This window comes from Paraconexibacter sp. AEG42_29 (assembly GCF_040581415.1).
In the GTDB taxonomy this organism is placed as follows: domain Bacteria; phylum Actinomycetota; class Thermoleophilia; order Solirubrobacterales; family Solirubrobacteraceae; genus Paraconexibacter.
Genome location: NZ_CP114014.1, coordinates 352,301 through 376,299 on the forward strand (window position 1 = coordinate 352,301; position 23,999 = coordinate 376,299).

19 protein-coding genes are annotated in these 23,999 nt (G+C 73.0%); 15 read left to right on the plus strand and 4 right to left on the minus strand.

The genetic code is table 11. The features are described 5' to 3' along the window. The first annotated feature begins 4 nt into the window (after positions 1-4). Genes DSM112329_RS01745 through DSM112329_RS01765 form a run of 5 tightly spaced genes read left to right on the plus strand, consistent with a single transcriptional unit; the run spans position 5 to position 4,920 of the window. Positions 5-1,348, plus strand: a complete 1,344-nt coding sequence (locus DSM112329_RS01745; RefSeq protein WP_354700081.1) for an MlaD family protein — start codon at positions 5-7, stop codon at positions 1,346-1,348. Then, positions 1,345-2,664 (plus strand): MlaD family protein, encoded by a 1,320-nt coding sequence (locus tag DSM112329_RS01750; protein WP_354700082.1) that lies wholly within the window; start codon positions 1,345-1,347, stop codon positions 2,662-2,664. Before DSM112329_RS01745 ends, DSM112329_RS01750 begins: the two co-directional genes overlap by 4 nt. Beyond that, a complete protein-coding gene (locus DSM112329_RS01755) occupies positions 2,661-4,040 on the plus strand; it encodes an MlaD family protein (RefSeq protein ID WP_354700083.1) in 1,380 nt (459 codons plus the stop codon). Before DSM112329_RS01750 ends, DSM112329_RS01755 begins: the two co-directional genes overlap by 4 nt. Continuing rightward, positions 4,034-4,645: a cytochrome c oxidase subunit 3 gene (locus DSM112329_RS01760; RefSeq protein WP_354700084.1), complete on the plus strand. Its 612-nt coding sequence runs from the start codon at positions 4,034-4,036 to the stop codon at positions 4,643-4,645. The genes DSM112329_RS01755 and DSM112329_RS01760 overlap by 7 nt, the downstream gene beginning before the upstream one ends. Continuing rightward, entirely contained in the window at positions 4,642-4,920 is a 279-nt protein-coding gene (locus DSM112329_RS01765; RefSeq protein ID WP_354700085.1) for a cytochrome C oxidase subunit IV family protein, read from the plus strand. Before DSM112329_RS01760 ends, DSM112329_RS01765 begins: the two co-directional genes overlap by 4 nt. Here the strand turns inward: DSM112329_RS01765 and DSM112329_RS01770 are convergent, their stop codons facing one another. Then, positions 4,921-5,664, minus strand: a complete 744-nt coding sequence (locus tag DSM112329_RS01770; RefSeq protein ID WP_354700086.1) for a hypothetical protein — start codon at positions 5,662-5,664, stop codon at positions 4,921-4,923. 136 nt (positions 5,665-5,800) lie between these two features. Here DSM112329_RS01770 and DSM112329_RS01775 point away from each other — a divergent pair, with 136 nt between their 5' ends. Continuing rightward, complete coding sequence (locus DSM112329_RS01775; RefSeq protein WP_354700087.1) at positions 5,801-6,415, plus strand: TetR/AcrR family transcriptional regulator; 615 nt, start codon at positions 5,801-5,803, stop codon at positions 6,413-6,415. Between the two features lie 160 nt (positions 6,416-6,575). After that, positions 6,576-7,139 carry a TetR/AcrR family transcriptional regulator gene (locus DSM112329_RS01780; protein WP_354700088.1) on the plus strand — a complete coding sequence of 188 codons (564 nt, stop codon included), beginning with the start codon at positions 6,576-6,578 and terminating at the stop codon, positions 7,137-7,139. Positions 7,140-7,333: 194 nt separating this feature from the next. On the opposite strand, the gene DSM112329_RS01785 is transcribed toward DSM112329_RS01780, so the two are convergent. Beyond that, positions 7,334-7,495: a hypothetical protein gene (locus DSM112329_RS01785; protein ID WP_354700089.1), complete on the minus strand. Its 162-nt coding sequence runs from the start codon at positions 7,493-7,495 to the stop codon at positions 7,334-7,336. A 149-nt stretch (positions 7,496-7,644) separates the two neighbouring features. Between DSM112329_RS01785 and DSM112329_RS01790 the strand changes: the two genes are divergently transcribed. From DSM112329_RS01790 to DSM112329_RS01810, 5 genes are all read left to right on the plus strand, one after another. Next, positions 7,645-9,252 (plus strand): family 1 glycosylhydrolase, encoded by a 1,608-nt coding sequence (locus DSM112329_RS01790; RefSeq protein ID WP_354700090.1) that lies wholly within the window; start codon positions 7,645-7,647, stop codon positions 9,250-9,252. A 104-nt stretch (positions 9,253-9,356) separates the two neighbouring features. Then, positions 9,357-12,470 carry a DUF4132 domain-containing protein gene (locus tag DSM112329_RS01795; protein WP_354700091.1) on the plus strand — a complete coding sequence of 1,038 codons (3,114 nt, stop codon included), beginning with the start codon at positions 9,357-9,359 and terminating at the stop codon, positions 12,468-12,470. A gap of 41 nt (positions 12,471-12,511) precedes the next feature. Further along, the gene (locus tag DSM112329_RS01800; RefSeq protein WP_354700092.1) at positions 12,512-13,162 is read left to right on the plus strand and encodes a class I SAM-dependent methyltransferase; all 651 of its coding nucleotides are present in this window, start codon (positions 12,512-12,514) and stop codon (positions 13,160-13,162) included. 100 nt (positions 13,163-13,262) lie between these two features. Further along, positions 13,263-14,780 (plus strand): AMP-binding protein, encoded by a 1,518-nt coding sequence (locus tag DSM112329_RS01805; RefSeq protein WP_354700093.1) that lies wholly within the window; start codon positions 13,263-13,265, stop codon positions 14,778-14,780. 85 nt (positions 14,781-14,865) lie between these two features. After that, the gene (locus tag DSM112329_RS01810; protein WP_354700094.1) at positions 14,866-15,891 is read left to right on the plus strand and encodes an MBL fold metallo-hydrolase; all 1,026 of its coding nucleotides are present in this window, start codon (positions 14,866-14,868) and stop codon (positions 15,889-15,891) included. A gap of 99 nt (positions 15,892-15,990) precedes the next feature. On the opposite strand, the gene DSM112329_RS01815 is transcribed toward DSM112329_RS01810, so the two are convergent. Further along, a complete protein-coding gene (locus DSM112329_RS01815; protein ID WP_354700095.1) occupies positions 15,991-17,193 on the minus strand; it encodes a cytochrome P450 in 1,203 nt (400 codons plus the stop codon). Positions 17,194-17,382: 189 nt separating this feature from the next. Between DSM112329_RS01815 and DSM112329_RS01820 the strand changes: the two genes are divergently transcribed. Further along, positions 17,383-18,585: an ATP-binding cassette domain-containing protein gene (locus tag DSM112329_RS01820; protein ID WP_354700096.1), complete on the plus strand. Its 1,203-nt coding sequence runs from the start codon at positions 17,383-17,385 to the stop codon at positions 18,583-18,585. Between the two features lie 22 nt (positions 18,586-18,607). After that, complete coding sequence (locus tag DSM112329_RS01825) at positions 18,608-19,489, plus strand: helix-turn-helix transcriptional regulator (protein WP_354700097.1); 882 nt, start codon at positions 18,608-18,610, stop codon at positions 19,487-19,489. A 25-nt stretch (positions 19,490-19,514) separates the two neighbouring features. Here the strand turns inward: DSM112329_RS01825 and DSM112329_RS01830 are convergent, their stop codons facing one another. Continuing rightward, positions 19,515-22,556, minus strand: coding sequence for a BTAD domain-containing putative transcriptional regulator (locus DSM112329_RS01830; protein ID WP_354700098.1), 3,042 nt, complete (start codon positions 22,554-22,556; stop codon positions 19,515-19,517). A 72-nt stretch (positions 22,557-22,628) separates the two neighbouring features. Here DSM112329_RS01830 and DSM112329_RS01835 point away from each other — a divergent pair, with 72 nt between their 5' ends. Further along, positions 22,629-23,900: a cytochrome P450 gene (locus DSM112329_RS01835; RefSeq protein WP_354700099.1), complete on the plus strand. Its 1,272-nt coding sequence runs from the start codon at positions 22,629-22,631 to the stop codon at positions 23,898-23,900. Positions 23,901-23,999 lie beyond the last annotated feature (99 nt).

Below are 23,999 nucleotides of genomic sequence, written 5' to 3' on the forward strand. Positions count from 1 at the left end.
CCACATGGCGTCCACGAGAACCTCCCGTCCGCGACTCGGCGACAAGGACGCAGCCCTCGGCCTCGCCGCCTTCGGCGTCGTCCTGGTCCTGCTGACTGTGACCTTCACCGGCCAGATCCACTCGCTCTTCAGCGGCAAGCCCGACCGCGTGGTCCGGGCCGACTTCGCCGACTCCAAGCAGCTGCGCGACGGCGACGAGGTCCGCATCGACGGCGTCAAGGTCGGCGAGGTCGACGGCGTCGCGCGCAAGGAGGGAGCGCGCGTCACCACCGTCTCGATGCGGCTGGACGACGACGCCGGCCCGGTCTACAGCGACGCGCAGGCCGGGCTGCGCTTCGGCTCGCTCCTCGGCGGCCGCTTCTACGTCGACGTCGACCGCGGAACCGACGGCGCCGCCCCGCTCGGCGACGCGGCGATTCCGGAGGACCGCACGTTCTCCCAGGTCGAGCTCGACGATGTCGCGTCGGTGGTCCGCGGCGCTCCCGAGCGCGGCCTGAAGGCCCTACCCGGCGGCCTCGCCGACACGCTGAAGGACCCGTCGACCACGACGGACGCGCTGCAGACCCTGAGCGACACGGCACCGTCGATCGGGACCGCCCTCGGTGCGGTCCGCGGACAGGACCCGGAGAACGACATCCGCACCCTCCTCACCGAGACCTCGAACACGGTGAAGGCCCTGGACACGCCGACCAACCAGTTGCGGACGGTGATCTCCGGCGCGGCGTCGCTGATGCAGACCACGGCCGCACGGCAGGCCGACCTGCGCGCCGTCCTGACCCGCGCGCCCGCCGCGATGCGCCAGACCAACACCACGCTCACCGACCTGGACACCACCGTCACCAAGCTCGACCCGCTCGTCCGGACGCTCGACCGGTCGGCTGCCCAGGTCGCCCCGACCGTCTCAGGTCTGCGTCCGGTCGTCGCGGGCGCCGACACCACGCTCCAGCGCGCTCGGCCGCTGCTCGCCAGCCTCCGGCCCGCGGCGACCCGGCTCGCGGCCGCCGCCAGGAACGGGCTGCCGCTCATCACCGACCTGATCCCGAGCCTGGACCGGGTCGACAAGTCGCTGCTGCCGTTCCTGGCCACCCCGGACTCCGGGACCGGGCTGACCGTCTCCCAGGCCGTCGGCCCCGGAATCAACGGCCTGGCCAGCATCGGCGGCCAGGAGGACCAGAACGGCCACTTCGTCCGCTTCCCCGTCACCGCCGGCAGCGCCTCGTTCGCCCTGCCGTGCCAGACCTACATCAACAACCCCGACAAGGCCAAGTACGTCGAGTGCCAGAGCCTGCAGGACTCGCTCAAGACACTGCTGTCGTACAAGCCGCTTCCCGGAAAGGCCGGCCGATGACCGACATCGAAGATCGGTTCACCCGCCGGCGCGTCTCCCGCGAACGCCTCAAGCTCGAGGCCAAGCGCTCGGCCAAGCCGTCGCTCGTCGTGGTCGCCGGCATGCTCGTCGCCGTCGCTGCCACCGCGTTCATCGTCATGAACGTCAGCCGCATCTCCCTGACGAAGTCGTACACGGTGAAGTTCGCGGTCGACGACGCCACGGCCGTCGTCGGCGGCGGCGTCGACGAGGTCCGCTACCGCGGTATCCCCGCCGGCAAGATCCAGAGTGTCGAGATGGTCGACGGGCAGCCCGTCGTCACGGCGAAGATCCAGGCCAAGTACGGCAAGATCTACCGCGACGCGCGCGCCGAGCTCCGCCCCAACACGGCGCTGCTCGACATGTACCTGAACATCACCGACCGCGGGACCGCCGCCGCCGGTCAGGCGCAGAACGGGCCGCCGATCGCGGCCGGCAACACGCGGACCGGTGTGAAGGTCAGCGACGTGCTGCAGGTCTTCCACGGCGACACGCGCGTGCGCCTGCGGACCCTGCTCGACCAACTCGGCAACGGCCTCGACGGCCGCGGCCTACGGCTGCGCCAGGCCTTCGTCGAGCTCGTCCCGCTGCTGCAGTCTGCGGCCCAGCTGACGGACCAGATCTCGACCCGCGCTCCGCAGACCAAGCGGCTCGTGCACAACGTCGGCGTCCTCACCAAGGAGCTCGGCCTGCGCGACACCCAGCTGCGCACCCTGCTGGGCGAGGGCAGCGCGACGCTCCAGACCTTGCAGGCGAACCAGGGCGCCCTCGACGCGACGCTGCGGCAGCTGCCGGGCACTGTCAGCGCCGTGCAGACCAGCTTCGCCGCCGTACACGGCGTCATCGGCGACGTCGACCAGGCCGTCGACGACCTGCAGCCGGTCGCAAAGAAGCTCCCGGACTCGCTGGCGACCGTGCGGCGCCTGACGACGACGGCCGGCCCCGCCGTGCGCGCCCTCCGCACGCCCGTGCAGAAGCTCGTCCCGCTCAGCGACGCACTCGTGCCGCTCTCGCGTGACCTCGATACCGCCGTCAGCCGACTGCGTCCGCAGACCGGGACGATCAACCACGTGGTGAAGACCGCCGACGGCTGCCACACCGGTATCAACGGCTTCTTCCAGTGGGACGCCTCGATGGCCAAGTACGGCGACGTCCGAGGCCCATCGCCGCGCGGCAACGTCGTCGCCAGCGTGGGCAGCACCGGGATCCTCAACGACCCGTGGGAGTACAACCCCGACGCCTGTGTCCCGGGTAGGCCGATCGCCGGCCGGCCCGCTCGTCCGGAGGATGGAAAGTGAAGAACCCACCCGAGATCGTCCGCCGTCACCTCGTCACCGTCCTCGCGTTCGGGGCGGTCATGATCGGCTTCCTCCTGTTCCTGCTGAACATCAGCCACGGACTCCCCGGCCAGGGCGCGCCGTACACCGCCAAGGCGATCGTCCCGACGTCCGGCGCCCAGCTCGTCTCAGGTGCGCGCGTCACCCTCGGCGGCGTCGAGGTCGGGACCGTCAAGGACGTCGAGCGCCGCGGCGCCGGCGCCCTCGTGTCCTTCGGCCTCGACGACGACCACGCCTACCCACTCCCGGCCGACTCGAAGATCGCCCTCCGCCAGCGCACCGCGCTCGGCGAGAACTACCTCTCGATCGACTGGGGAACGTCGACCCGGACACTCCCCTCCGGCGGCGTCATCCCCATGAGCCAGGCGACGGAGGCCGTCGACGTGGACGACGTCCTGTCCGTGCTCAAGGGCAAGACCCGCACCCGCGTGCGCGGGCTGCTGCGCAACGCGGGCGGCGCCCTCGACGGCCAGGGGAAGAACCTGAGCCGGGTCGTCAGCGGCGCCGGCGGCACCCTCGAGCACGGCGGGAGCGTGGTGCGTCGGCTCGCCCTCGACCGCGTGCAGCTCGCGCAGATCACCACGCAGCTCGGGAGCCTCGCCGCGACGATCGGCGAGCGCGGCTCGGACATCGACCTCCTCGCCCGCGAGAGCCAGGTCGCGCTCCGCGCCGTGGCCAACAAGGACGACCGCCTGCGCGACCTGCTCGACGTCCTCCCGTCGACCCTCGACCAGGTCAGGACAAGCACCGGCACGCTGGGCACGCTCAGCGACCAGGCCGCCCCGGTCCTCGCGGACCTCGCCACCGCTGTCCGCCAGGTGCGGCCCGCCGCGCGACAGCTCCCGGCCGCCGCGACGTCCGGCCGCGCGCTCCTGGCCGAGCTCGGCCGCACCGCTCCGAAGCTCGAGGGCACGCTGGCGAAGGCCCGGGCGGTCTCCTCACCGGCCGCCGGCGCGCTGCCGCAGCTGCGCTCGCTGCTCTGCGACGTGAACCCGATGCTGGACTACGCCAAGCCCTACGTGGCCGACATCAACAACGCGGTCGTCGGGCTCAGCTCGTCGGCGAACGCCTACGACGCGATCGGCCACACGCTGCGCCTGACGCCCGTGCTCAGCGAGAACACCCTGGTCGGACTTCCGCCCGAGGTCAGCCGCGCCGCATACGACCTGATCCACTCGGGTCTGGTCACCAAGAGCGAGGCCGACCTGAACTGGAACCCGTACCCCAAGCCCGGCACCGCCGGTGACGGCGTGACGGCCGGCCAGCGCGTCCTCGGGCCGGATGACCTCGCCGACGGCAAGATCTACAAGTACCCGCGGATCCAGTCCGAATGCTGAAGACGGCGGCGGCCGCCGCGGCCCCGCCCGCCGTCGCCGAGAGCCCGGCGCAGGAGCGGCGCGTGCCCGGCGAGGCGGGCATCTGGGTGCTGATCCTGGGTGACATGACGATCTTCGCGGTGCTGTTCGTCACGTACCTGTACTACCGCGCGGATCAGGCCGACCTGTTCACGCGGTCGCAGGCGACGCTCGACCAGACGTACGGCGCGGTCAACACGCTGCTGCTGCTCGGCAGCTCACTGCTCGTGGTGCTGGCGGTCCGCGCGATCAGGCGCGGCATCCGCGGCGCCCCGATGCTGATCGCCGGGGCGATGGCCTGCGGCGTCGCGTTCTCCGTGCTCAAGTTCGTCGAGTACCACGCCAAGGTCAGCCACGATCTGACGGCCCAGACGAACGACTTCTACATGTTCTACTTCGTGCTCACGGGGCTGCACTGGTTTCACCTGATCCTCGGCCTGACCGCCCTCACGGCACTGCTCGTCCTGTCGCGGCGGCCGACGCTGACGCGACACCAGTTCGCGTTCGTCGAGGGCGGCGCGTGCTTCTGGCACATGGTCGACCTCCTCTGGATCGTCCTCTTCCCGCTGCTGTACCTCGTGCGATGAGCGCCGCCGGAGATCTGCTGCGGACGCGTGCCACGATCGTCTGGTTCGGCCTGATCGCGGCGACGCTGATCTCGTGGCGGCTCGGGACCGAGCACGGCGGCGGTGACCATCAGACCGCCAGCACGGTCATCCTCGTCGTCGCGCTCGCGAAGGTCCGGTTCGTCGGCCTTTATTTCATGGACCTCCGCACCGCCCCTGCCGCGCTCCGTGGGATGTTCGAGGCGTACTGCGCCGTCGTGCTGCTCGCGACTGCAGGGGTTTACCTACTGGCCTAGTCAGGCCGTGAGCGCCGGCGCGTCCCGCGGGTCCATGCTCCCGGCCCCGTCGGCGGCGATCACCTGCTGGTCCTGCTCGTCGCGGATCGCCCGCAGCAGCATCCAGGTGTTCACCACGAACTGGGCGATGAAGACGATCGCCGGGATCCACACCACGAACAGCCCCCGCCACGAGAACGGGCCTGTCCGGAAGAACGGCAGCAGCACGGACGGCGAGAAGATCAGCGGCGCCCAGAGGTTCACGTAGGCGAGCCAGCGCGGGAACAGCGGCCGCTCGCGCCGGTCGCACAGGATCGCGAACGCGAACGACCAGTTCTGCGTCAGGAACGGCGTCCACGGCATCACGAGGAAGATGAACGAGAAGTCGTTGAGCAGCTGCGTCATGGCCGGGTCGCGCTCCGGGCGGAACGCCGTCACCTCGAACAGCATCGCCGGGATCAGGAACGTCACGCACCCAAAGGCCCCGGCGGCGAGCTGCGCGTAGTCGACGGTCCGGTGCACTCCGGGAATCCGCCGCATCTGCGCGGACACCACCGCCGTGAACGCCGCGTAGAACAAGCCGCTGAGCAGCATCAGCAGTCCGCCGACCTGCACCGCGACCTGGTGCTCGCGGTAGTGGCGCGCGATCTTCTCCGCGGAGTCGTTCGGCGACAGCGGCGGGACGAACCCGGCGACCACGAACGCCGTGAAGAAGAGCGCGACGCAGACCACGCCGGACCAGGCGCAGACGCGCTGGAAGGTCATCTGCACAGGCGAGTAGAACGGCACGAGTGAGCTCCCGGTGGTCGGCGATCGGCTGCTGCGTCAGCGGCGGCCCGGGTCGACTATACGCCGATGATGGACATGATGTCCATCATCGGCGGACGGCTACGATCGCGCCATGCCCGGCGCGTCCCGGCCGACCCGGATCGGCCCTACTCCGCGCTCGGCCGTCCGTGCGGAGGTGCTGGCCGCCACGGTCCGGCTGCTCGACGCCGGCGAGCGCTTCACCCCGCTGACCGTCCAGCGGATCTGCGACGAGGCCCGGGTCGCCCGTTCGGCCTTCTACGTCAACTTCGGCGACAAGACCGAACTGCTCGCGCAGCTCGTGGCCGCCGTCACCGACGACGTCGCCCAGGTCGCCGACGTCTGGATCGCGACCCCCGAGACCCTCACCTTCGATGCCCTCGTCAGCGCGCTCGAGCAGGCCACCGGAGCGTTCGCCCGGCACGCCGCCGTGCTGAGCGCCTACGACGAGGTCGCCGCCTACGACGACCGCCTCGCGGGCCTGTGGAACGACCGCGTCCGACAGATCATCGATGCCTTCGCGACGCGGCTGGAGGACGCCAGGCTGACACGTGGTCTGCGGCCCGACCTCGACGTGCCGATCGCCGCTGAGTTCATCGTCCTCGGTGCCGAGCGGATGCTGCGAAGCCACAGCGCGACCCCCGGGTCCGGAGCTGAGCTCGCCGGCCGGCTCGGTGCGCTGCTCTGGCCGATGATCGCTGCTGACTGAACGTCGTGAACCGAAGTCCGCCCAAGGGGCCATACAATCTGTATGTTCCCGACACATGGTGTCTGTCACGGACCGCGGCGGCTGGCTAGGGGGGAACGCGCGCGCGGCCGCCTCCCGGCGGGCGCTCACGCATCGCAAGGTCTTCCGGACGGTCGACCGGTTGCTGAAGGACACGCCGTTCGCCGACCTCACGGTGGAACGGATCTGCCAGGAGACGGGGATCGCCCGATCGACCTTCTACAACCACTTCCCCGATCAAGCGACCCTGCTGATCGAGCTGGCCGAGGATGTCTTTGCCGCCTCGCACGACGTCGTGTCCCCATGGTGGGACGCCGACCACCAGCTCACCCGCGACGAGCTCGCCGCCGTGCTCACTGCGGTTGCCGCGCTGTACGAGCGACACCGGCCGCTCTTGGTCGCGCTCTCGGATGCGGGCGGGGTGGAGCCGACGGTGCGAGCCGGCTTTGCGCGCATGTTCGACGTGCACATCATGCGCTTCGCCGACTACCTGCGGCGTGGTCAGGAGCACGGTTTCGTCGCCTCGCGGATCCATCCGGAGCAGACCGCCGGCTGGATCATCTGGATGATCGAACGCGGTCTCTACCAGCTCTTCGGCGACGAGAAGTCAGGCGAGCGAGAGCGGCTGAGCGAGGCGCTGACGGACGTCGTCTGGGGCACGCTCCACTCAGGAACGAGAGCCGATCTGCCGCCCGACTCTCGCTGACTTTTCGCCGCGACGGTCGCCGGGCGTCCGGAAGGCGCGCGCGGATGGCGCATACGGACCCGCGTGCAGCGGCAAGTCCCTACGAGCAAGGCGGGCGGCGGACCTGTCGCGCGGGAAACGGCTCTACCGCGGCCGGGCTCTCATAGGCGTTCGTCCGACGCCCACCGGAGACCCGCGGATCGTTGCTGCACCCGTCAGGCCTGGTCAACCGCAGGCTCGCGCGGAACGGGGGTCGACGCGAAGGCGGCCGTGAAGCGATCGGCGACCTCGTGCGCCGGGCGCGCGTGCAGGTAGCGCTCGGTCGTCGTGATACGCGAGTGGCCCATCGCCGCCTTCACGGTCGCAAGGCGAGACACGGCCGCCGGTCGCCGCGCCTGCGTCAGGTTCCTCGGCCGGTCGGCCAGGACGAGCTGCAGCTGCGGAACTCACACAAGAACCGCCGTGCAGCGTTGGAGGTTCTGCGAAGTGACTGGCGCGATCGCCCGGCCTACGCTCGGTCAGGGTCATGGAGAGCACGACGTTCCGCATCAAGCTTGCTGTCGCTGTCGCTGCGCTGATCGGCGCCGTCGCACCCGCGGCTGCGCACGGCGCGGCCGCGGCACCGCTGAAGCAGCCACGCGTCTCGCCGGCGACCTTCGCCACCGGCGCCGGCACCACCGTCGCCTACACCGCGCGCCGGAAGGGCACGGTCACGATCGTCGTCCAGCGCCGCTCCGGCACGACGTGGAAGCACGTCGGCCGGCTGCGGCACCGCGCGCGTGCCGGGCGCAACCGGCTGGCGTTCCGCGGGAAGGTCGCCGGCCGCGCGCTCACCGCCGCGCGCTACCGCCTCGTGCTGCGGGCCACGACCGGCCAGGCGATCACCGTCCGGTTCCGGGTCACGGCCCCCGCGCCCGCGGGCCGGCCGAGCGGGTCGCGCTTCCTCTGGGGCGTGTCGTCCTCGGCGTTCCAGAGCGAGGGCCAGGCCTGCCCGAGCAACTGGCAGCGGTACACCGACAGCGGGGACGAGGAGCCGTACCTGACGTCGGTCGACTTCCGCGGCCGCTACAAGAAGGACATCGCGCTGGCCGCGAAGCTCGGGACGAACACGTTCCGCTTCGGGATCAACTGGGCGTGCGTCGAGCCGCAGCCGGGCGTCTTCGACGAGGCGCAGCTGGCCTACTACGACGACGTCGTCAAGACGATCGTCGACCACGGCATGCAGCCGGTGCCGACCTTCCACCACTTCGTGCTCCCCGCCTGGGTGATGGACCAGGGCGCCTGGACGAACGAGAAGACCGTCGGCGACTTCGTCGCGTACACCGCGAAGCTCATCCCCCGCTGGGCGGCCCGGACGAAGTACTGGCTGACCTTCAACGAGCCGGTCTGCGACCTGATCTTCGGCATCACCAAGGGCGAGTTCGCCGCGACCGACCTCGTCACTGTCGCCGACCGGATGGCGCGGGCGCACATGCGCACCTACGACCTCATCCACGCCGCGCGGCCGGACGCGATGGTCTCCAGCAACATCTGCGAGTCGAACCTCCCGACGGTCGGCAGCCTCACGCTCGACGCGCTCTTCACGGGCCGCTTCGCCGCCGCGGGCAAGATCGACATGGTCGCGATCGACGTCTACTACCGCCAGGACTCCACGAGCCTGCAGTTCCTCCTCAGCGGCGGCAAGCCGTGGACGGTGAGGCAGATCCCGTACGCCATGTACGAGCAGCTGAAGACGTACCACCAGCGCTTCCCGAAGCTGCCGCTGTTCGTCTCCGAGAGCGGGATGCCGACCGACAACGGGCTACCGCGACCGGACGGCCTCAGCCGCGGCGACCACCTGCGCGACAACGTCTACTGGATGCAGCGCGCGATGGCCGAGGGCATCCCGGTGATCGGCTACAGCTACTGGAGCCTCACGGACAACTACGAGTGGGGGTCCTACCGGCCGCGGTTCGGCCTCTACACGGTGGACGTGACGACCGACCCGACCCTCACACGCCGGCCGACGGACGCGGTCGCGGCGTACAAGTGCGTGATCGCCGCCGACGGCGTGCCCGACGACTACAGGCCCGTCCGCGACCCGGACGGCAACCCGACCGGGACGACGAACCCGCTGTGCACCGGTCGCCGCTGACCTGACCCACCGCCCGCGGCGTCGTCCGCATCCTTCCGGGCGCGGGGTGCTGAAGCGGGCACGTAGCATTGAGGCTCGGCCACGAGGAGAGACCGGGTGGGACGTTGCAGCCAAGATCACTGGTGTTCGACGAGGGCTCGTCGGACAAGTTCTGGTCGATCCGCGTCGACGGGCTGACCCACACCGTCCACTACGGACGGGTAGGGACGGCCGGGCAGGTCAAGACCAAGGAGTTCGCGACCGAGGAGGCGGCGACGGCGGCCGCGCAGAAGCTCCTCGAGGCCAAGCTGAACAAGGGCTACCGCGACACCGGCGCCGTCCCCGCCGTTCCGGCCCCGGTCACCCCCGCCGCCTCGGCGCCGGCCGCCCGGAAGACGCCGCCCGTCCCGCCGTCGGCCGCGGCCATCGCACCCGCGCCGACCGCACCCGCGCCGACCGCACCCGCGCCGACCGCACCACCGCCGACCGCATCACGGCCGACCGCGCCGATGCCGGCCGCCGCGGCCCCGCTGAGCGCTCACCCCGCCGGCGAGGGCCGCCCGCCCCTGGATCTGGCGCCGCACGAGTGGTCGCTCGCCACCTGGCGTCCGCTGCCCGCGGCGTCGACCGATCCGCCGCACCCCTTCGACCCGGCGGACCTGCTCGAGCGCGTCCAGGCGCAGAGCATCAAGACCGACTTCGGCGACTGGTACTGGCGCGCCTCGCCGATCCGCACGCCGATGACGCCGGAGGAGGGCGCCTACTGGCTGCGCCTGACCCAGCGGATGAGCTACGGGACGTCGGTGGCCGCGCGCCATACGGACGTCGTCGCGCGGGACGGCGACCTGTCGCCGGCGCAGGCGCTCAAGCTGGCCCGGGACGCGTGGCTGCCGGAGGGCGAGGCGATGGCGCCGCTCGTCGCGCTGCTCGGCGCCGACCAGGTCCTCGGGCTCATCATGAGCCGGCCGGGCGACCTAAGCCGGCATCACGGCTGGGTCCAGCTGTACTCCGGCGTGCGCGCCCACCTGCTCCCGCATCTGACCGAGGCCGATCGTGATCGGCTGCGGGAGTGGACGCGGGACATCCTCGAGAAAGAGCGCACGCACCCCGAGGGGATGTACACGAACGCGATCGCGCTCGGCACGGGCCTCGGCGGCCTCGAGGACCTGCTCGACCACGCGATCACCGGGTGGAGCGCGCACTGGGCCGAGACCTACCACGGGGTGCGCGCGCCGGCCTTCGGCGCGAGGTCCGCCGCGGACCTCGAGGAGCTCACCGAGCGCTGGAAGTTCCTCTACGTCTCCGAGCGGGACGTCGCGGGCTGGCTCGCCCACACCGAGCTGCGGCGCCTGGACCGACTCGTGCTCAGCGCCATGCGCCAGACGTCGCGCGATGCGGCCGGCATCACGGTCGGCGCGATGGCCGCGCGGCTGCACGCCCCCGAGGCGGCACCCGCCTTCCTCGAGCTGATGACCGGGTCGCGCGCCGCGTCGCTCGCGCGGGCCTGGCTCGACGAGCATCCGGCGGCCGTCGCCCGCGGCCTGACCCCGCTGGTGCTCGGCGGCGGGAGGGCCGGGGACGCCGCTGGTGACGAGCTGCGGCGCCTGGCCCGCGGGCCCGGCCGCTTCCTGCTGGAGGAGCTGGAGGCCGAGCTGGACGCCGCCGACGCCGCGCGCCTGCGCGAGCGCGTGCTGGACGCGGCACGTCCTGCGGCGCCCGAGCTCGCGCAGGCGCCGGCCTGGCTCGACGAGGCCGTGGCCGGCACCAAGGCCGCGCCGCTGCCCACCTGGCTCGACGTCGGGACGCTGCCATCGTTGCTGGTGGACGGCGGCAGCCTCGGCCCGCAGCACCTCCCTGCGGTCCTGCGCATCCTCCGCGACGCGGGCGCCGCGGCCGCCGGCCTGCGTGCCCGGCTGGACCCGGCCGCCGCCGAGGACTTCGCCTGGGCCCTCTACGGCGAGTGGATCGCCGCGGCCACACCGGCCAAGGACCGGTGGGCGCTGCAGGCGATCGGCTTCCTCGGGGGCGACGCGTCCGCGGTGCGGCTCGCGTCGCTGATCCGCGTCTGGCCCGGCGAGAGCCAGCACAAGCGCGCCGTCGCCGGCCTCGACGTGCTGCGGACCATCGGCAGCGACGTCGCGCTCATGCAGCTGAGCGGGATCGCGCGCAAGCTCAAGTTCAAGGGCCTGCAGGCGCGGGCGGTCGAGGCGATGACGGAGATCGCCGCCGACCTGGGCATCGGCACCGAGGAGCTCGAGGACCGGATCGTCCCCGACTGCGGGCTCGACGAGTCCGGCCGGCGGACCTTCGACTTCGGCCCGCGGCAGTTCGAGTTCGTGCTGGGCACCGGGATGAAGCCGATGGTTCGCGACGACGCGGGCAAGCTCCGGGCCGCGCTGCCGAAGCCGGGGGCCCGTGACGACACCGCGCTCGCCACCGCCGCCGTGGCCGACTGGAAGCTGCTGCGCCGGACCGTGGCCGACGTCGCCGCGGTGCAGGCCGTGCGGCTCGAACAGGCGATGGTCGCCGGCCGGCGCTGGAGCGCGGGGGACTTCGACGCGCTGCTGGCCCGCCACCCGCTGCAGCGCCACCTCATCCGGCCGCTGATCATGGGCGCCTTCGACGGTCCCGACCTCACCGCGACGTTCCGCCTCGCCGACGAGGGCGACCTGGCCGACGCCGGCGACGAGCCGGTCATCCTTCCGGACGATGCGCGCGTGGGCATCGTGCACCCGCTGCTGCTGGACGACGCGGCCCGCCAGGCGTGGGGACAGGTCCTGGCCGACTACATGCTGGTGCCGCCGTTCCCGCAGCTGGACCGCGTCGTGCGCGACGTCGAGCCGGAGGAGCTCACGGCACGCGACCTCGCCCGCTTCGCCGGGCTGGCCGTGGCGCCGACGACGATCGTCCGCGTGCTCGAGAAGGCCGGGTGGGCGCGCGGCGCCGTGGCGGACGGCGGCCTCTTCCACCTCCACACCAGGTTCTTCGCCGCCACCGACACGACGGTCGTCGTCGAGTACGAGGACGGCATCCACACCGGCTACATCCCCGACTCCGGCGAGCAGCGCCTCACGCACGTGTACGCGTTCGTGGATCGGCCGGCGACGTGGAACCCCGACTACGGGCTGCACGACTGGACGGCGGAGCCCGGCCCGGACCGATGGCACGACGTCCACCCGGTCGTCCGCAGCGAGGCCCTGGCCGATCTCCTCACCCTCACCGAGGTCGCGCGCGGCTAGGCCTCCTCCGTGCCGAACGGCCCGCGATGTAGCGTTCGGCAATGACCTCGATCGCCCAGCGCGCGATGAACAGTCCCGTGCTGCCGTTCATCTACGAGCGGCTGTGGCGGCCGATCGGCTTCACGATCGCCGCCGCCGGTCGCGGGACCGACGCCGAGCAGGCGCGGGTCGACGCGCTGCTCGCGCTGGCGCCGGACGCGCACGTCCTGGACGTCGCCTGCGGGCCGGGGAACACGACGCGCCGGCTGCTGGGCAGCCTTGGACCGGACGGGCGCATCGTCGGCCTGGACGCCGCGCCGACGATGGTCGAGCGGGCGCGGCGCGACACGCACGACCCGCGCGTGGAGTACGTCCACGGCGACGGGGCCGGGCTCCCGTTCGCGGAGGCCACGTTCGACGCGGTCACCTGCCTCGGCGCGCTGTACCTGGTGGAGGACCAGGAGGCGGTGCTCGATGACCTGGTCCGGGTGCTGCGCCCGGGCGGGCGGCTGCTGGTGCTGACCAGCTGCCACCGCGGGCCGCAGCTGACCTGGCCGGTCGTGAGCGCCCTGGCCCGTCCGGCGGGGCTGCGCGTCTCCGGCCCCGACGAGATCGTCGCGGCGTTCGCGTATCGCGGGCTCGTGGACGTCCGGCGGGAGGTGAGCGGCGTCATGCAGCTCGTCGTCGGCACCGCCCCGGAACGCCGCCGGTAGGAACGGACGTTCACCCGATAGAGCCGCCCGATAAGACGTCCACAAGGGCTCTATCGATGAACTGCGAACGATCGTTTGCGGCTGTGGTAGCGTCGCTCGTGTGAACCTCGCGGAACGCGTCGGGTACTGGTCACGCTGGCAGCCGGAGCGCATCGCGATCCGGACCGCGGACGAGGACGTCACCTGGGCACGGCTCGGCGAGGAGGTGGCCCGCGTCGCCGGCGGGCTCGCGGCCCGCGGCGTCGGGGTCGGCGACCGTGTCGGCATCCTGGGCGCGAACAGCCCCGCGTGGTGCGTGCTCGCGCTCGCCGCGCTGCACCGGGGCGCGATCGTCGTCCCGCTCAACATCCGGCTCGCCCCGCCGGAGCTGCGCGAGATCACGGCCCGCCTGGGCTGCACCACCGTCGCCTACGACACGGCGCTCGCCGACCTCCACGACGCGGCCCGCGCCGACGCCGGCGACGACGCCTGGCGCACCATCGCCCTCGACGACCAGGTCCCGGCCGACGTGCGCTTCGGCGAGCTGCTCGCGGCCGAGCCGCTGGCGTCGGTCGACCGCGAGGACGACGACGTCGCCGTCCTCGGCTGCACGTCGGGCACCACCGGCCTGCCCAAGGGCGTGATGCTCACCCACGGCAACATCGCCGCGCTGGCCCTGCAGACCATCTGCTCGGAGGGCTCGGTCCACGACCGCCGCACCCTGCTCTGCATCCCGCTCGCCTTCACCGGCGGCATCATCAACAACTTCCTCTCAAACGCCCTCGCCGGCGGGACGCTCGTCCTGGAGCCGGCCTTCGTCCCCGATCGCGTGATCGAGCTGCTGGCCGCCGAGCGCATCACCACGCTGTTCGCCGTCCCCGTGATGTGGCAGGCGATCGCCGGGACCGCCGCCTTCGCGGACGCCGACCTCGGCGCGCTCACCAGCGCGATCACGGGCGGCGCCCCCGTCCCGCGCAAGCTGCTGGACGCCTACCACGCCAAGGGCGTCGTCATCCGGCAGGCGTACGGCCTGACCGAGGCGACCGGCAGCGTCGCGATGCCCACCCCCGACGAGGCGCTCGCCAAGCCCGAGGCCGCCGGGCAGCCGAACGCCCACACCCACGTCCGCATCCTCGACGAGGCCGGCGCGGACATGCCCGCCGGCGAGGTGGGGGAGATCGCCGTGCGCGGGCCACAGGTCATGGCGGGCTACTGGAACGACCAGGAGGCGACGGAGAAGAGCTTCCGCGACGGCTGGCTGCTGACCGGCGACATGGCGTCGCTCGGCACGGACGGCCTGCTGCGCATCGCGGACCGCAAGAAGAGCATGTTCATCTCCGGCGGGCTGAACGTCTACCCGGCCGAGATCGAGCGGATCGTCGACAGCCTGCCCGACGTCGCCGAGTCCGTCGCCTTCGGCCTCGCCCACGAGCGCTGGGGCGAGGCCTGCGCGCTCGTGGTCCGGGGGACCGACGGCGCGGTGGACGAGGAGGCGCTCGTCGCGCACTGCCGCACGCAGCTGGCCGACTACAAGGTCCCGCGGACCATCTTCCAGATCACCGCCCCGCTCCCCCGCGGGATGTCCGGGAAGATCCTCCGCGACCAGGTCCCGGGCATGCTCGAGGACCAGCCCGCGTGAGCGCCGAACCGCTCGCGCTGCGCGCTCGGGTTCGGCCGGGCGATCTCGCCCAGAGGGCTCGATCGCCCAAGTCGGAGGTTGCCTTGTGAGCGGTGTCCGCGCGTCCGGCGCGGGCAGTCGCACCCCGCCCGGCGCGCCGGTGGCGCCGGGCATCCACCTGCTGCCGGTCCCGACCGGGCTGCCGGTCGGCGACGTCAACGTCTACCTGATCGACGGCGAACGGCCGACGCTCGTCGACTGCGGCCCGCGCGGCGCGGCGCCGCTGGCCGCGCTGCAGGCGGCGCTCGATGCGCACGGCGTGCGTCTCGCGGACCTCGGCCTGCTCGTCGTCACCCATCCCCACCCTGACCACTTCGGGCTCGCGGCCGAGTTCGTGCGGCAGTCGGGTGTCGCGGTCGCGTGCCTGGACGCCGGCGCGGCGGTCCTCGAGGACTGGGACGCCTGGACACTGCTCAACGACGACGCCGTCCACCACGGCCTGCTGCGCCACGGCGTGCCCCGCGAGCTGGCGCAGTCGCTGCGCGCCGACGGGCACTCCGGGCGCGCGTACGCGGAGTCCGTGCCCGTCGCGCGGACGCTGCGCGCGGGGGAGCTGCTCACGCTGGGCGACCGGACCTTCGAGGTGCTGCACCTGCCGGGGCACTCGCCCGCCGACACGGCGCTGCTGGACCGCACGGCCGGCGTCCTGCTCGCCGGGGACCACCTGCTCGCGGCCATCTCCTCCAACGCGATCGTCGCGCGTCCCTTCGGGGACGTCTGGGACGGGCGGCGGCCCGCCGCGCTCCTGGACTACCGCCGGTCGCTGCGCCGGACCCGTGCCCTCGAGGTGGACCTCGTGCTCGGCGGCCACGGCCCGCCGGTCACGGGCCACCGCGCGCTGATCGACGCCCGCCTCGCGGCGCACGACGCGCGCGCCGACCGCCTGCTGGCGCTCGCGGGCGCCGAGCCCGTCACCGCGCACGAGCTGGCCGTCCGCCTGTGGGGCCAGGTCGCCGTCGCGCAGGCCTTCGCGACGCTGTCCGAGGTCCTCGGACACCTGGACCTGCTGATCGAACGCGGCCGCCTGGTGGAGGACCGGACAGCCGCAGTGATCCGCTTCCGCGCGACCTGACCCGGCGGCGCGTCACGGGGCCGTTAACGCCGCACCTGGTCTGCTCGGCGCGTGGCCGTCAAGCACGCTCCCGGCCCGTCCGCCGCCCCCCGCCGCCGGCTACGCCGCGACCGGCCGGATCGGCACGGCACGCAGGCCGCGCGCCTCGCCGCCGAGCCAGACCAGCTCGCCCTCGCCGAGCTCGAACGGCCCGATCCGCTGCAGGAACTCCTCGAGCGCCACGCGCATCATCAGCTTGCCGAGGTGGACGCCGGCGCAGCGGTGGGGGCCCATCCCGAACGCCAGGTGCCGGTTCGGCCTGCGGTCCAGGTCGACGTCGTCGGGGCTCTCGAACACGGACTCGTCGCGGTTGCCGGACGCCCACATGAGCAGGACGCGGTCGCCGGCGTGCAGCGGGCAACCGCCCAGCTCGGTGTCCTTCGTGACGGTCCGGCCGAGGCCCTGCAGGGGGGAGACCCAGCGCAGCAGCTCGTCGAGCGCCGCGTTCGGGATCTCGTCCAGCTCGCGCAGGCGCGCCTGGTCCTCGGGGTGGGTCGCGAGGTACCAGATGGACCCGGCGATCGCGCTCGCCGTGGTGTCGATCGCGCCGAACAGCAGGACCGAGAGGTACTGGACGATCTCCTCGTCCTTCAGCGGCCGGCCCTCGAACTCGCCGTCGAGCAGCAGCTGCAGCAGGTCGTCCTGCGGGGCGGCGGCCCGCCGCGCATTGACGAGCTTCACGCAGGTCATGATCATCTCGCCGCCGGCCTCCATGATCCGCGGCGTGTCCTGTCCGCGCAGGCGCGTGACGTCGTCGGTCGCCAGGCGCATCAGCTCGTGGTCCTCCTCCGGGAAGCCGAGGAAGCCGAGCGTCGCCCGCGGCGGGAGGAAGATCGCGAGGTCCTGCGCCGCGTCGAACTGCGCGCGCCCGACGAGCGGGTCGATCAGGTCGGTGGCGAGCTGCCGGATCGCCGCCTCGCGTTCCATGACCGGCCCGATGGTCAGCGCCGGGTCCATCACCTTGCGGTACGCGCGCTGCGCCGGCGGGTCGATGTCGATCGGGATCATCCCCACCATCGGCAGGGCGGGGATGCCGGTGCCGTCCGTGGATGTGAAGGTCTCGGGGTCGCGCGCCGCCCGGTCGATGTCCGCGTACCGGGTGACCACGTGGAAGCCGCCGTGGCACTCGCTCCGTGCCACCGGCTCCTCCGTGCGGAGCGACGCCCACAACCCGAACGGATCCCGGGCGAACTCCGGAGCAAAGTGATCATACGTCTCGGCCAAGCCCATGACTGCCTCCTGATGACGGGAACGATCGTTCATCCAACCACCCTTGGACACCCGGTTCAAGCCTGATGAACACTGGGGATTCGTGGCGGACAGCGGATGATAGTCATCGTTCACTGATCCTGGTATGGTCGGCGCTGAGGAGCTCGGTGGAGAGAGGTCGCACGTGAGGAGATCCAAAGCGATGAGCGGTACGCAATGGACGTGACTGAGGAGGTGCGTCCGATGACGGACGCCGGCGATGTGCATCCTGACGTGCTCGTCAGGCGGCTGCGTGTCGCGCTGGAGGCGGTTCTCGGCGAGGACGACCGCGATGCCGTGCGGCGACTGAAGTACGCCCACACGAGCGTCTGCTTCAACGTGCAGGGCGCCGACGACGGCGTGACGCTGCTGCTCGACCGCACGCCGCCGGCAGTGGCACCGCACGGCGAGGCCGCCGAGGTGGTCATCGACTTCACGCCCGAGCAGGCGGCGCGCTTCGAGCAGGGGACGCTGCACATCACCGGCGCGCTCGAGGCGGGCGCACTGACCGCGCGCGGTCCGCTGCGGCGCTACCTGGAGGTCGATCCGATCCTGCGCGGTGCGCTGCGCGCACGCTCCGGGACGCGCGAGCGCGCCGGCACCGGTCGGGTCCCGAAGGTCGCCGCCTCGCAGGCGCTGTCCCCGGACCTGTTCGCGATCGAGACCCGCGACCTGCACAAGACCTTCGGCAAGCAGGGCATCCTGCGCGGCGTGGACCTGCAGGTCCCCGAGGGCGTCGTCTCGATCGTCATCGGCCCCTCGGGCACCGGCAAGAGCGTCCTGCTCAATCACGTCATCGGGCTGATGGAGCCCGACCGCGGCGACGTCCTCGTCCGGGGCCGCTCGCTCGGGCAGATGAGCCGGTCGGAGATCCTCGCGCTGCGGCTCGAGGTCGGCGTGATGTTCCAGGACGGCGCGCTCTTCAGCGCGATGAACGTCTACGACAACACGGCGTTCCCGCTGCGTCAGCACACCGACCTGTCGGAGGACGCGGTCCGCGAGATCGTGCTGCGCCACCTGGAGAGCGTCGGCCTCGGGAACTCGCTTCACCGCAAGCCGGCCGAGCTGTCGGGGGGCATGCGCAAGCGCGCCGGCCTCGCCCGCGCGCTCGTGCTCGACCCCGGGATCATCCTCTGCGACGAGCCCGACTCGGGCCTGGACCCGGTCCGCACCGCGCTCCTTGGCGAGCTGCTGATGGAGCAGCACGCGGAGATGGGTGGCACGATGCTCGTCATCACCCACAACATCCCCCTGGCCAAGCGGATCGGCGAGCACGTGTCAGTGCTCTGGAAGGGCCGCATCATCGAGTCCGGCAGCGCCGAGCAGGTCTTCAACTCCGAGAATCCGTTCGTCCGCCAGTTCCTGGCCAGCCAGACCGAAGGCCCGCTCGGGATGGACGAGTCGTAGTGGCTGTCCGGGAGGGCCGCTGATGCGGGTGCCGGAGGTGACCGACAGCACGCTCGGCCGCTACCACGAGCTGCTGCAGCGGCTGCCCGCGCTGCACGACAACCTGCGCGGGGTCGGGGACGTCGGCGAGCTGCTGACCCGCGGCGCGGCGCTGGCCTGCGAGGAGTGCGGATTCGCCCGCGGACTCGTCGTCGGCGTGCGCGACGACCGCCTGTCGGCCGATGCCACCGACGTCCTGCGCGACCCCGAGAGCGACCTCCTGCGTCGGCGCCTGACGTCCGACCCGCCGCTGCTGCGGCCCGGCAGCGTCGAGGCGGAGCTGGTGCGGCTCCCCGACGGCCCGACCCGCCCGACGGCGCAGCACCCGAGCGTGCTCGCCGAGGCACTCGAGCTGGAGGAGCCGGCGTTCGGCGTCCTGGCCCCCGAGGGCGCGACGGTCGGCCTGCTCGTGCTGGACCGTCCCCGGCACGAGGTCACCGAGGGCGACCGGCTGGTCGTCAACCTGCTCGGCCGGATGCTCGCCGTCGTCCTCGAGCACGTCGTGATGCGCGCGCGGATCGCCGAGCTGTCGCGGGAGCTGCGGTTCATGACGGTGTCGGCCCAGGCGCTCGCCACCGAGGCCTTCGACGGGTCGATCACGCTGCCGGTCCACGGGCGTCACCTGCCGTCGTTCCGTGGCATGGACCGCACGGCGCGGCCGGCGGCCCAGCGTGCCCGCGCGCTCCTGTCCGAACGCGAGGCGGACATCGCGTCGCTGCTGGCCCAGGGCCGGTCGAACCGCGAGATCGCCGAGCAGCTGTTCCTCTCCCCCGAGACGGTGAAGGACAACGTGGCGCGCATCGTGCGCAAGCTCGGCGCGAGCAACCGCGTCGAGGCGGCAGTCCGCTTCCTCGGCCTGGACTGAGCCCGCCCGGCGCGGCCGGCCCGTGTCAGCGGCGCAGCGCGACGACGAGCTGCCGCGTCGCGCGGGAGGGCTCGGTTCCGAGCGCGGCGAACGCCGACTGGCACTCGCGGTAGAGGGCGACGACGCGGGCCTCGTCACCCGTGAGCTGCGCGGCCCGCATCAGGATCCGCCAGCTGCGCTCGCGGTACGCGTCGGCCGCGACCACCGCGCCGGCCAGCGCCTCGGCGACCGCGGTCGCCCCGAGCGTGAGCGCGAGCTCCGCCGCGTCCTCCCGCGCGTCAGCCACCGCCGCACCGAGCTCGCGGTCGCGGACCTCGGCCCACGCGCCGCGCACGCCCGGGAGGAACGGCCCGCGCTCGGTCGGCAGCAGCGCCGCCCGGATCGCGTCCAGCCGTCCCTCGCCCTGAAGGCGCGCCGCCTCCTCGAGCGCGCGCCCGAGCGCGACCGAGTCGCTGTCCAGGCGGACACCGTCCGCAACGGCGATCGTCGTGTCCGACAGCTCGATCGCGTCGCCCAGTGCGTGCCGCAGCCGGTGCACGACCTGGCGCAGGTAGTTGCGTGAGGACTTGTCCACCCGGCCGTCGAACAGGACCTCGCACGCGTCGGTGCGCGTGACCTCGGTGGCCTGCGTCGCCGCCATCCAGCTGAGCAGCTCCACCGCCTTCGCGATGCCGACCGCCCGCTCGCCGCCGTCGAGCGTGACGCTCCGGCCGCCGAACTCGCCGACGTGGAGGCGGCGGACGGCGGCCTGCGTGTCCGCGTCCGGGCCGGTGCGGCCGGCCTGGGCCCGGACGGCGGCCGCGACCGCCATCCAGGGCGACTCCGCCCCGGCCACGGCGTCCAGCCGGCGCGTCAGGACCGCGGGGAAGGTGGCCAGCGCCTGGAGCAGCAGGTGGGTCGAGCCCTGGATGCCCGCGGCCTCCAGGGCGATGTCGGCGGCGGCGTCGGCGGCCGCCTCGTCGCCGCCGCGCCACTCGGCCTCCGCCAGCCAGACGGCGGCCTTCGCCAGCTCGAGCGCACGGCTGCCCGCCCGCATGGCGGCCACCGCGTCGCGGAGCCGCTCGCGGGCCTGCGCATCGTCGCCCGCGAGCAGGGCCGCGAGGCCGCGCCGGGCCGCGATCGCCTCGGCCATGAACGCAAAGCGGCCGACGCCCTCGTGCTCGAGCTCGTCGAGGATCGCGGTGGCCCGCGCCGGGTCGCGGTCGACCTCGAGGGCCAGGCGGACCGCGGCAAGCCCGTTCAGCCCGACGAGCCCGGGCGACCCCGAGCGCTCGGCGTCCTCCCGGCCGCGGGCGATGCACGCCCGCGCTGCGTCCAGCCGCCCCGCGTCGAGCAGCAGCTCGGCGCCGACGAAGATCTCCAGGACGGGCACGGGCGCGTCGGCCCGGGCGTCCTCGTAGAGGGCGAGCGACCGCTGCGTCTGGCCGGTCGCGCGCAGGCCCGCGAGCACCCATGGGCCTGCCACGAGGCCCGCCCAGCCCGCGATCGGGACCGCGGCCAGCTCACTCACGCGACCCAGCGAGTAATGCCCGATCAGGACGAACGCGTCGGTCATCCCGCCGCGGAGCGGTGGCGGGTCGGCGGCGAGTGGTCCGCCGTCGACATCGAAGACCACGCGGGCGGCGTAGCGGACGGCACGCGCTTCCGGGCCCGGCGGCGCGGAGGCGAGCAGCGCCCGCACGTCGTCCACGCGCGCCGCGTGCAGGTACGCCCAGCCGATGAGGGCGAGCGCCCGCGGGGAGCGTGCGACCAGCGCGTCGAGCTCGCCGCCGGCCGCCAGCCGGTCGGCGATCCGGACCGCCGCACCCAGGTCGTCCCCCGCCACGGCGAGCATCAGCTGGGCCGTGGTCAGCGGGCCGGCGCCGGACGGGGCGCCGGGTCCCAGCGCCGCCAGCCAGCCGGCCGCGACCGCCAGGTCCCCGCGTTCGACGACCGCCTCGATCGCCCGCTCCATGGCCGGGCGGGCCGCGACGGCGTCCCCGGCGGCGAGGAACTCCCCGACCGCCTCCTCGTCCAGCCCGTCGGCCTCCAGGGCGACGGCGTGCGCGGCCCGGACCGCCTGCAGGCGCGCGCCGCCGCTGCGCTCGAGCAGCGCGGTGAGGTACTCGCGGAACCGCGGGTGCAGGTGCAGCACGCTGCCCGCCTCATGCCACTCTGCGGGCAGCCGTGTCTGCATCAGGCTGCGCAGCAGGCCGCCGGCATCGGCGACCCCGAGCGCCGTGGCGCCCGCCGCGGTGACGTCGCGCAGCACGGACGTCGTGACCAGCAGCTCCCGTTGGCCCGCGCTGAGCTGGGCGAGGATGTGGGACGAGAGGTAGCCGAACAGCGGGTCGGCCTCGCCGCCGGTCCCGCGGACGTGCTCGTTCAGGCGCCAGGCCTCGAACAGGACCCCGGTGACCCACCCGCCGGTGGCCTCGACGGCCGCCCCTGCGTCCAGGTGCGCTCCGCCACGGCCCTGCAGCGCGCCGGTGGCCTCGTCGACCGTGAACGCGAGGTCGGCGTCCCCGACGACGCGGACCGCGGCCGCGTCGCCCAGCAGGTCGGACGGCGGCTCCCGCCGGCTGATGAGCACCAGGCGGGTGGTCGGCATCCGGTAGCGGGCGAGCGCGCCGACCACCTGCCAGGCGTCAGAGGTGAGCCGTTCGGCGCCGTCGATCACGACGATCAGCGGCCGGTCGCCGGCGGCCTCGGCCAGGAGGCACGCCGCCTCGGTGGCGGGCAGGCCGCCCGCGAGCGCGGCCGACGCGGCGTCGATGTCCGTCCCCAGCGCCCGGGCGACCGCCGCCTGCAGGTAGGTGACGAACCGCCCGACCGCGGCGTCCGACGGCTCGCAGGTGAGCCAGGCCACCGGGTCGTCCCACGCGGCGACGGCCTCGACGACCGCCGCGGTCTTGCCGGCGCCGGCCGTCGCGCAGACCGCGACCAGGCCCGTGTCGTCCAGCAGCGCCGCCAGCAGGGCGTGCAGCCGCGGCCGCAGGACGTGTTCCCCGGCGAGCGCAGGCGGAGCGATCCGGCGACCGACGATCGGTGCCGCCACGTGTCCGTCGCTCTCCTCCTGGGGCGCCATCGGTCGCGCCCAGCATACGCCGGGCACCGCCCTGTGGTCCCGCGTTAACGCTCGCTCCGCTGGGATCGTCCGATGCTTCCCGCAGACGCCTCGCCCACCGCCGGCAGCCCGCCCCCGGACGTCATGGCGGCCGCCGCCGGATTGATGTCCCCGGAGCACATCGCCGACCCGTACCCCACGTACGCGCGGCTGCGCGAGCTGGACCCCGTGCTGTTCCTCCCGCCGCTCAACGCCTGGCTGGTCACCCGCTTCGACGACGTCAAGGCCGTCTTCAAGGACGACCGTCTCGGCGTCGCGTTCGAGCAGTACCAGATCAACCGCCAGGGGCCGGGGGTCACGGGCGAGGACTACTTCCGTGTCGGATCGCACCTGCTCGTCTGCAACGACCCGCCGGTCCACACGCGGCTGCGCCGGGTCTTCCGCCAGCCGTTCACCCCGGCGCGCGTGCAGGACCTCGCCACGGTCGTCGAGCGGCTCTGCCTCGACCAGCTGGAGCTGCTGCGCCCCCAGGGCCGCGCCGACGTCAGCGCGGACTTCGCCGCGCTGATCCCGCTCGCCACGATCGGCGCGCTGCTCGACGTCCCGCTCGCCGACCAGCCGCAGATCGGCCGCTGGGTCTACGACTTCGCGCCCGTCCTCGAGGTGTCGCCGATGGACGCCGGCACGCTCGAGCGCGTGAACGCGGCCGCCGCCGGGCTGGAGGGCTACTTCAAGGAGCTCGTCGCCGAGCGGCGCGCGAAGCCCGGGGAGGACTTCATCAGCGCCGTCGTCCAGGCCAACGACGCCGACGAGTCGCCGATGTCCGAGGCGGAGCTGGTGAACAACATCAGCCTCCTGTACTTCGCGGGGCAGGACACGCAGAAGTACATGTTCACCAACATCGTCGCCGCGCTCGACGCGCAGCCGGACGCGTACGCGCGGCTGCTCGAGGACCCCTCGCGGGTGCCGGACGCGATGCGCGAGCTGTACCGCTTCGACTCGGCCGGCCAGTTCATGGGGCGCACCGCGATCGAGGACGTCGAGCTCGACGGGCGCACCATCAAGACGGGCCAGACCGTGATGGTCTGCATGGCCGCCGCTAACCGCGACCCGTCGAAGTTCCCCGAGCCGGACGTCCTGCGCTTCGACCGCGAGGCGCGGACCGACATGGACGCCCACATCACGTTCGGCGCGGGCCGCCATCGCTGCCTCGGGATGCACCTCGCGCAGCTGCAGCTGCCGATCATGCTGCGGACGTTCATCGACGTCCTGGGCCGGGTGACCGTCGACCGTGAGGCGGCCGTCCGGCACCCCAGCATCGCCACGCGCGGCTTCGACGAGCTCCCCGTGACGTGGTTCGCGTGACCCCCGCCCCGGGACGACCCCCGGTCGGGGGTCACTCACCCACCCGAGGGGGTAGCTGACGGTGTCGCGGATCGGCGAGGGTCGCACGATGGCCACGGG

Coding starts and splice junctions, on each gene's coding strand:
- DSM112329_RS01745 (WP_354700081.1), top strand. CDS start 5: ATGGCGTCCACGAGAACCTCCCGTCCGCGACTCGGCGACAAGGACGCA.
- DSM112329_RS01750 (WP_354700082.1), top strand. CDS start 1,345: ATGACCGACATCGAAGATCGGTTCACCCGCCGGCGCGTCTCCCGCGAA.
- DSM112329_RS01760 (WP_354700084.1), top strand. CDS start 4,034: ATGCTGAAGACGGCGGCGGCCGCCGCGGCCCCGCCCGCCGTCGCCGAG.
- DSM112329_RS01765 (WP_354700085.1), top strand. CDS start 4,642: ATGAGCGCCGCCGGAGATCTGCTGCGGACGCGTGCCACGATCGTCTGG.
- DSM112329_RS01770 (WP_354700086.1), bottom strand. CDS start 5,664: ATGACCTTCCAGCGCGTCTGCGCCTGGTCCGGCGTGGTCTGCGTCGCG.
- DSM112329_RS01775 (WP_354700087.1), top strand. CDS start 5,801: ATGCCCGGCGCGTCCCGGCCGACCCGGATCGGCCCTACTCCGCGCTCG.
- DSM112329_RS01790 (WP_354700090.1), top strand. CDS start 7,645: ATGGAGAGCACGACGTTCCGCATCAAGCTTGCTGTCGCTGTCGCTGCG.
- DSM112329_RS01800 (WP_354700092.1), top strand. CDS start 12,512: ATGACCTCGATCGCCCAGCGCGCGATGAACAGTCCCGTGCTGCCGTTC.
- DSM112329_RS01815 (WP_354700095.1), bottom strand. CDS start 17,193: ATGAACGATCGTTCCCGTCATCAGGAGGCAGTCATGGGCTTGGCCGAG.
- DSM112329_RS01820 (WP_354700096.1), top strand. CDS start 17,383: ATGACGGACGCCGGCGATGTGCATCCTGACGTGCTCGTCAGGCGGCTG.
- DSM112329_RS01825 (WP_354700097.1), top strand. CDS start 18,608: ATGCGGGTGCCGGAGGTGACCGACAGCACGCTCGGCCGCTACCACGAG.
- DSM112329_RS01830 (WP_354700098.1), bottom strand. CDS start 22,556: ATGGCGCCCCAGGAGGAGAGCGACGGACACGTGGCGGCACCGATCGTC.
- DSM112329_RS01835 (WP_354700099.1), top strand. CDS start 22,629: ATGCTTCCCGCAGACGCCTCGCCCACCGCCGGCAGCCCGCCCCCGGAC.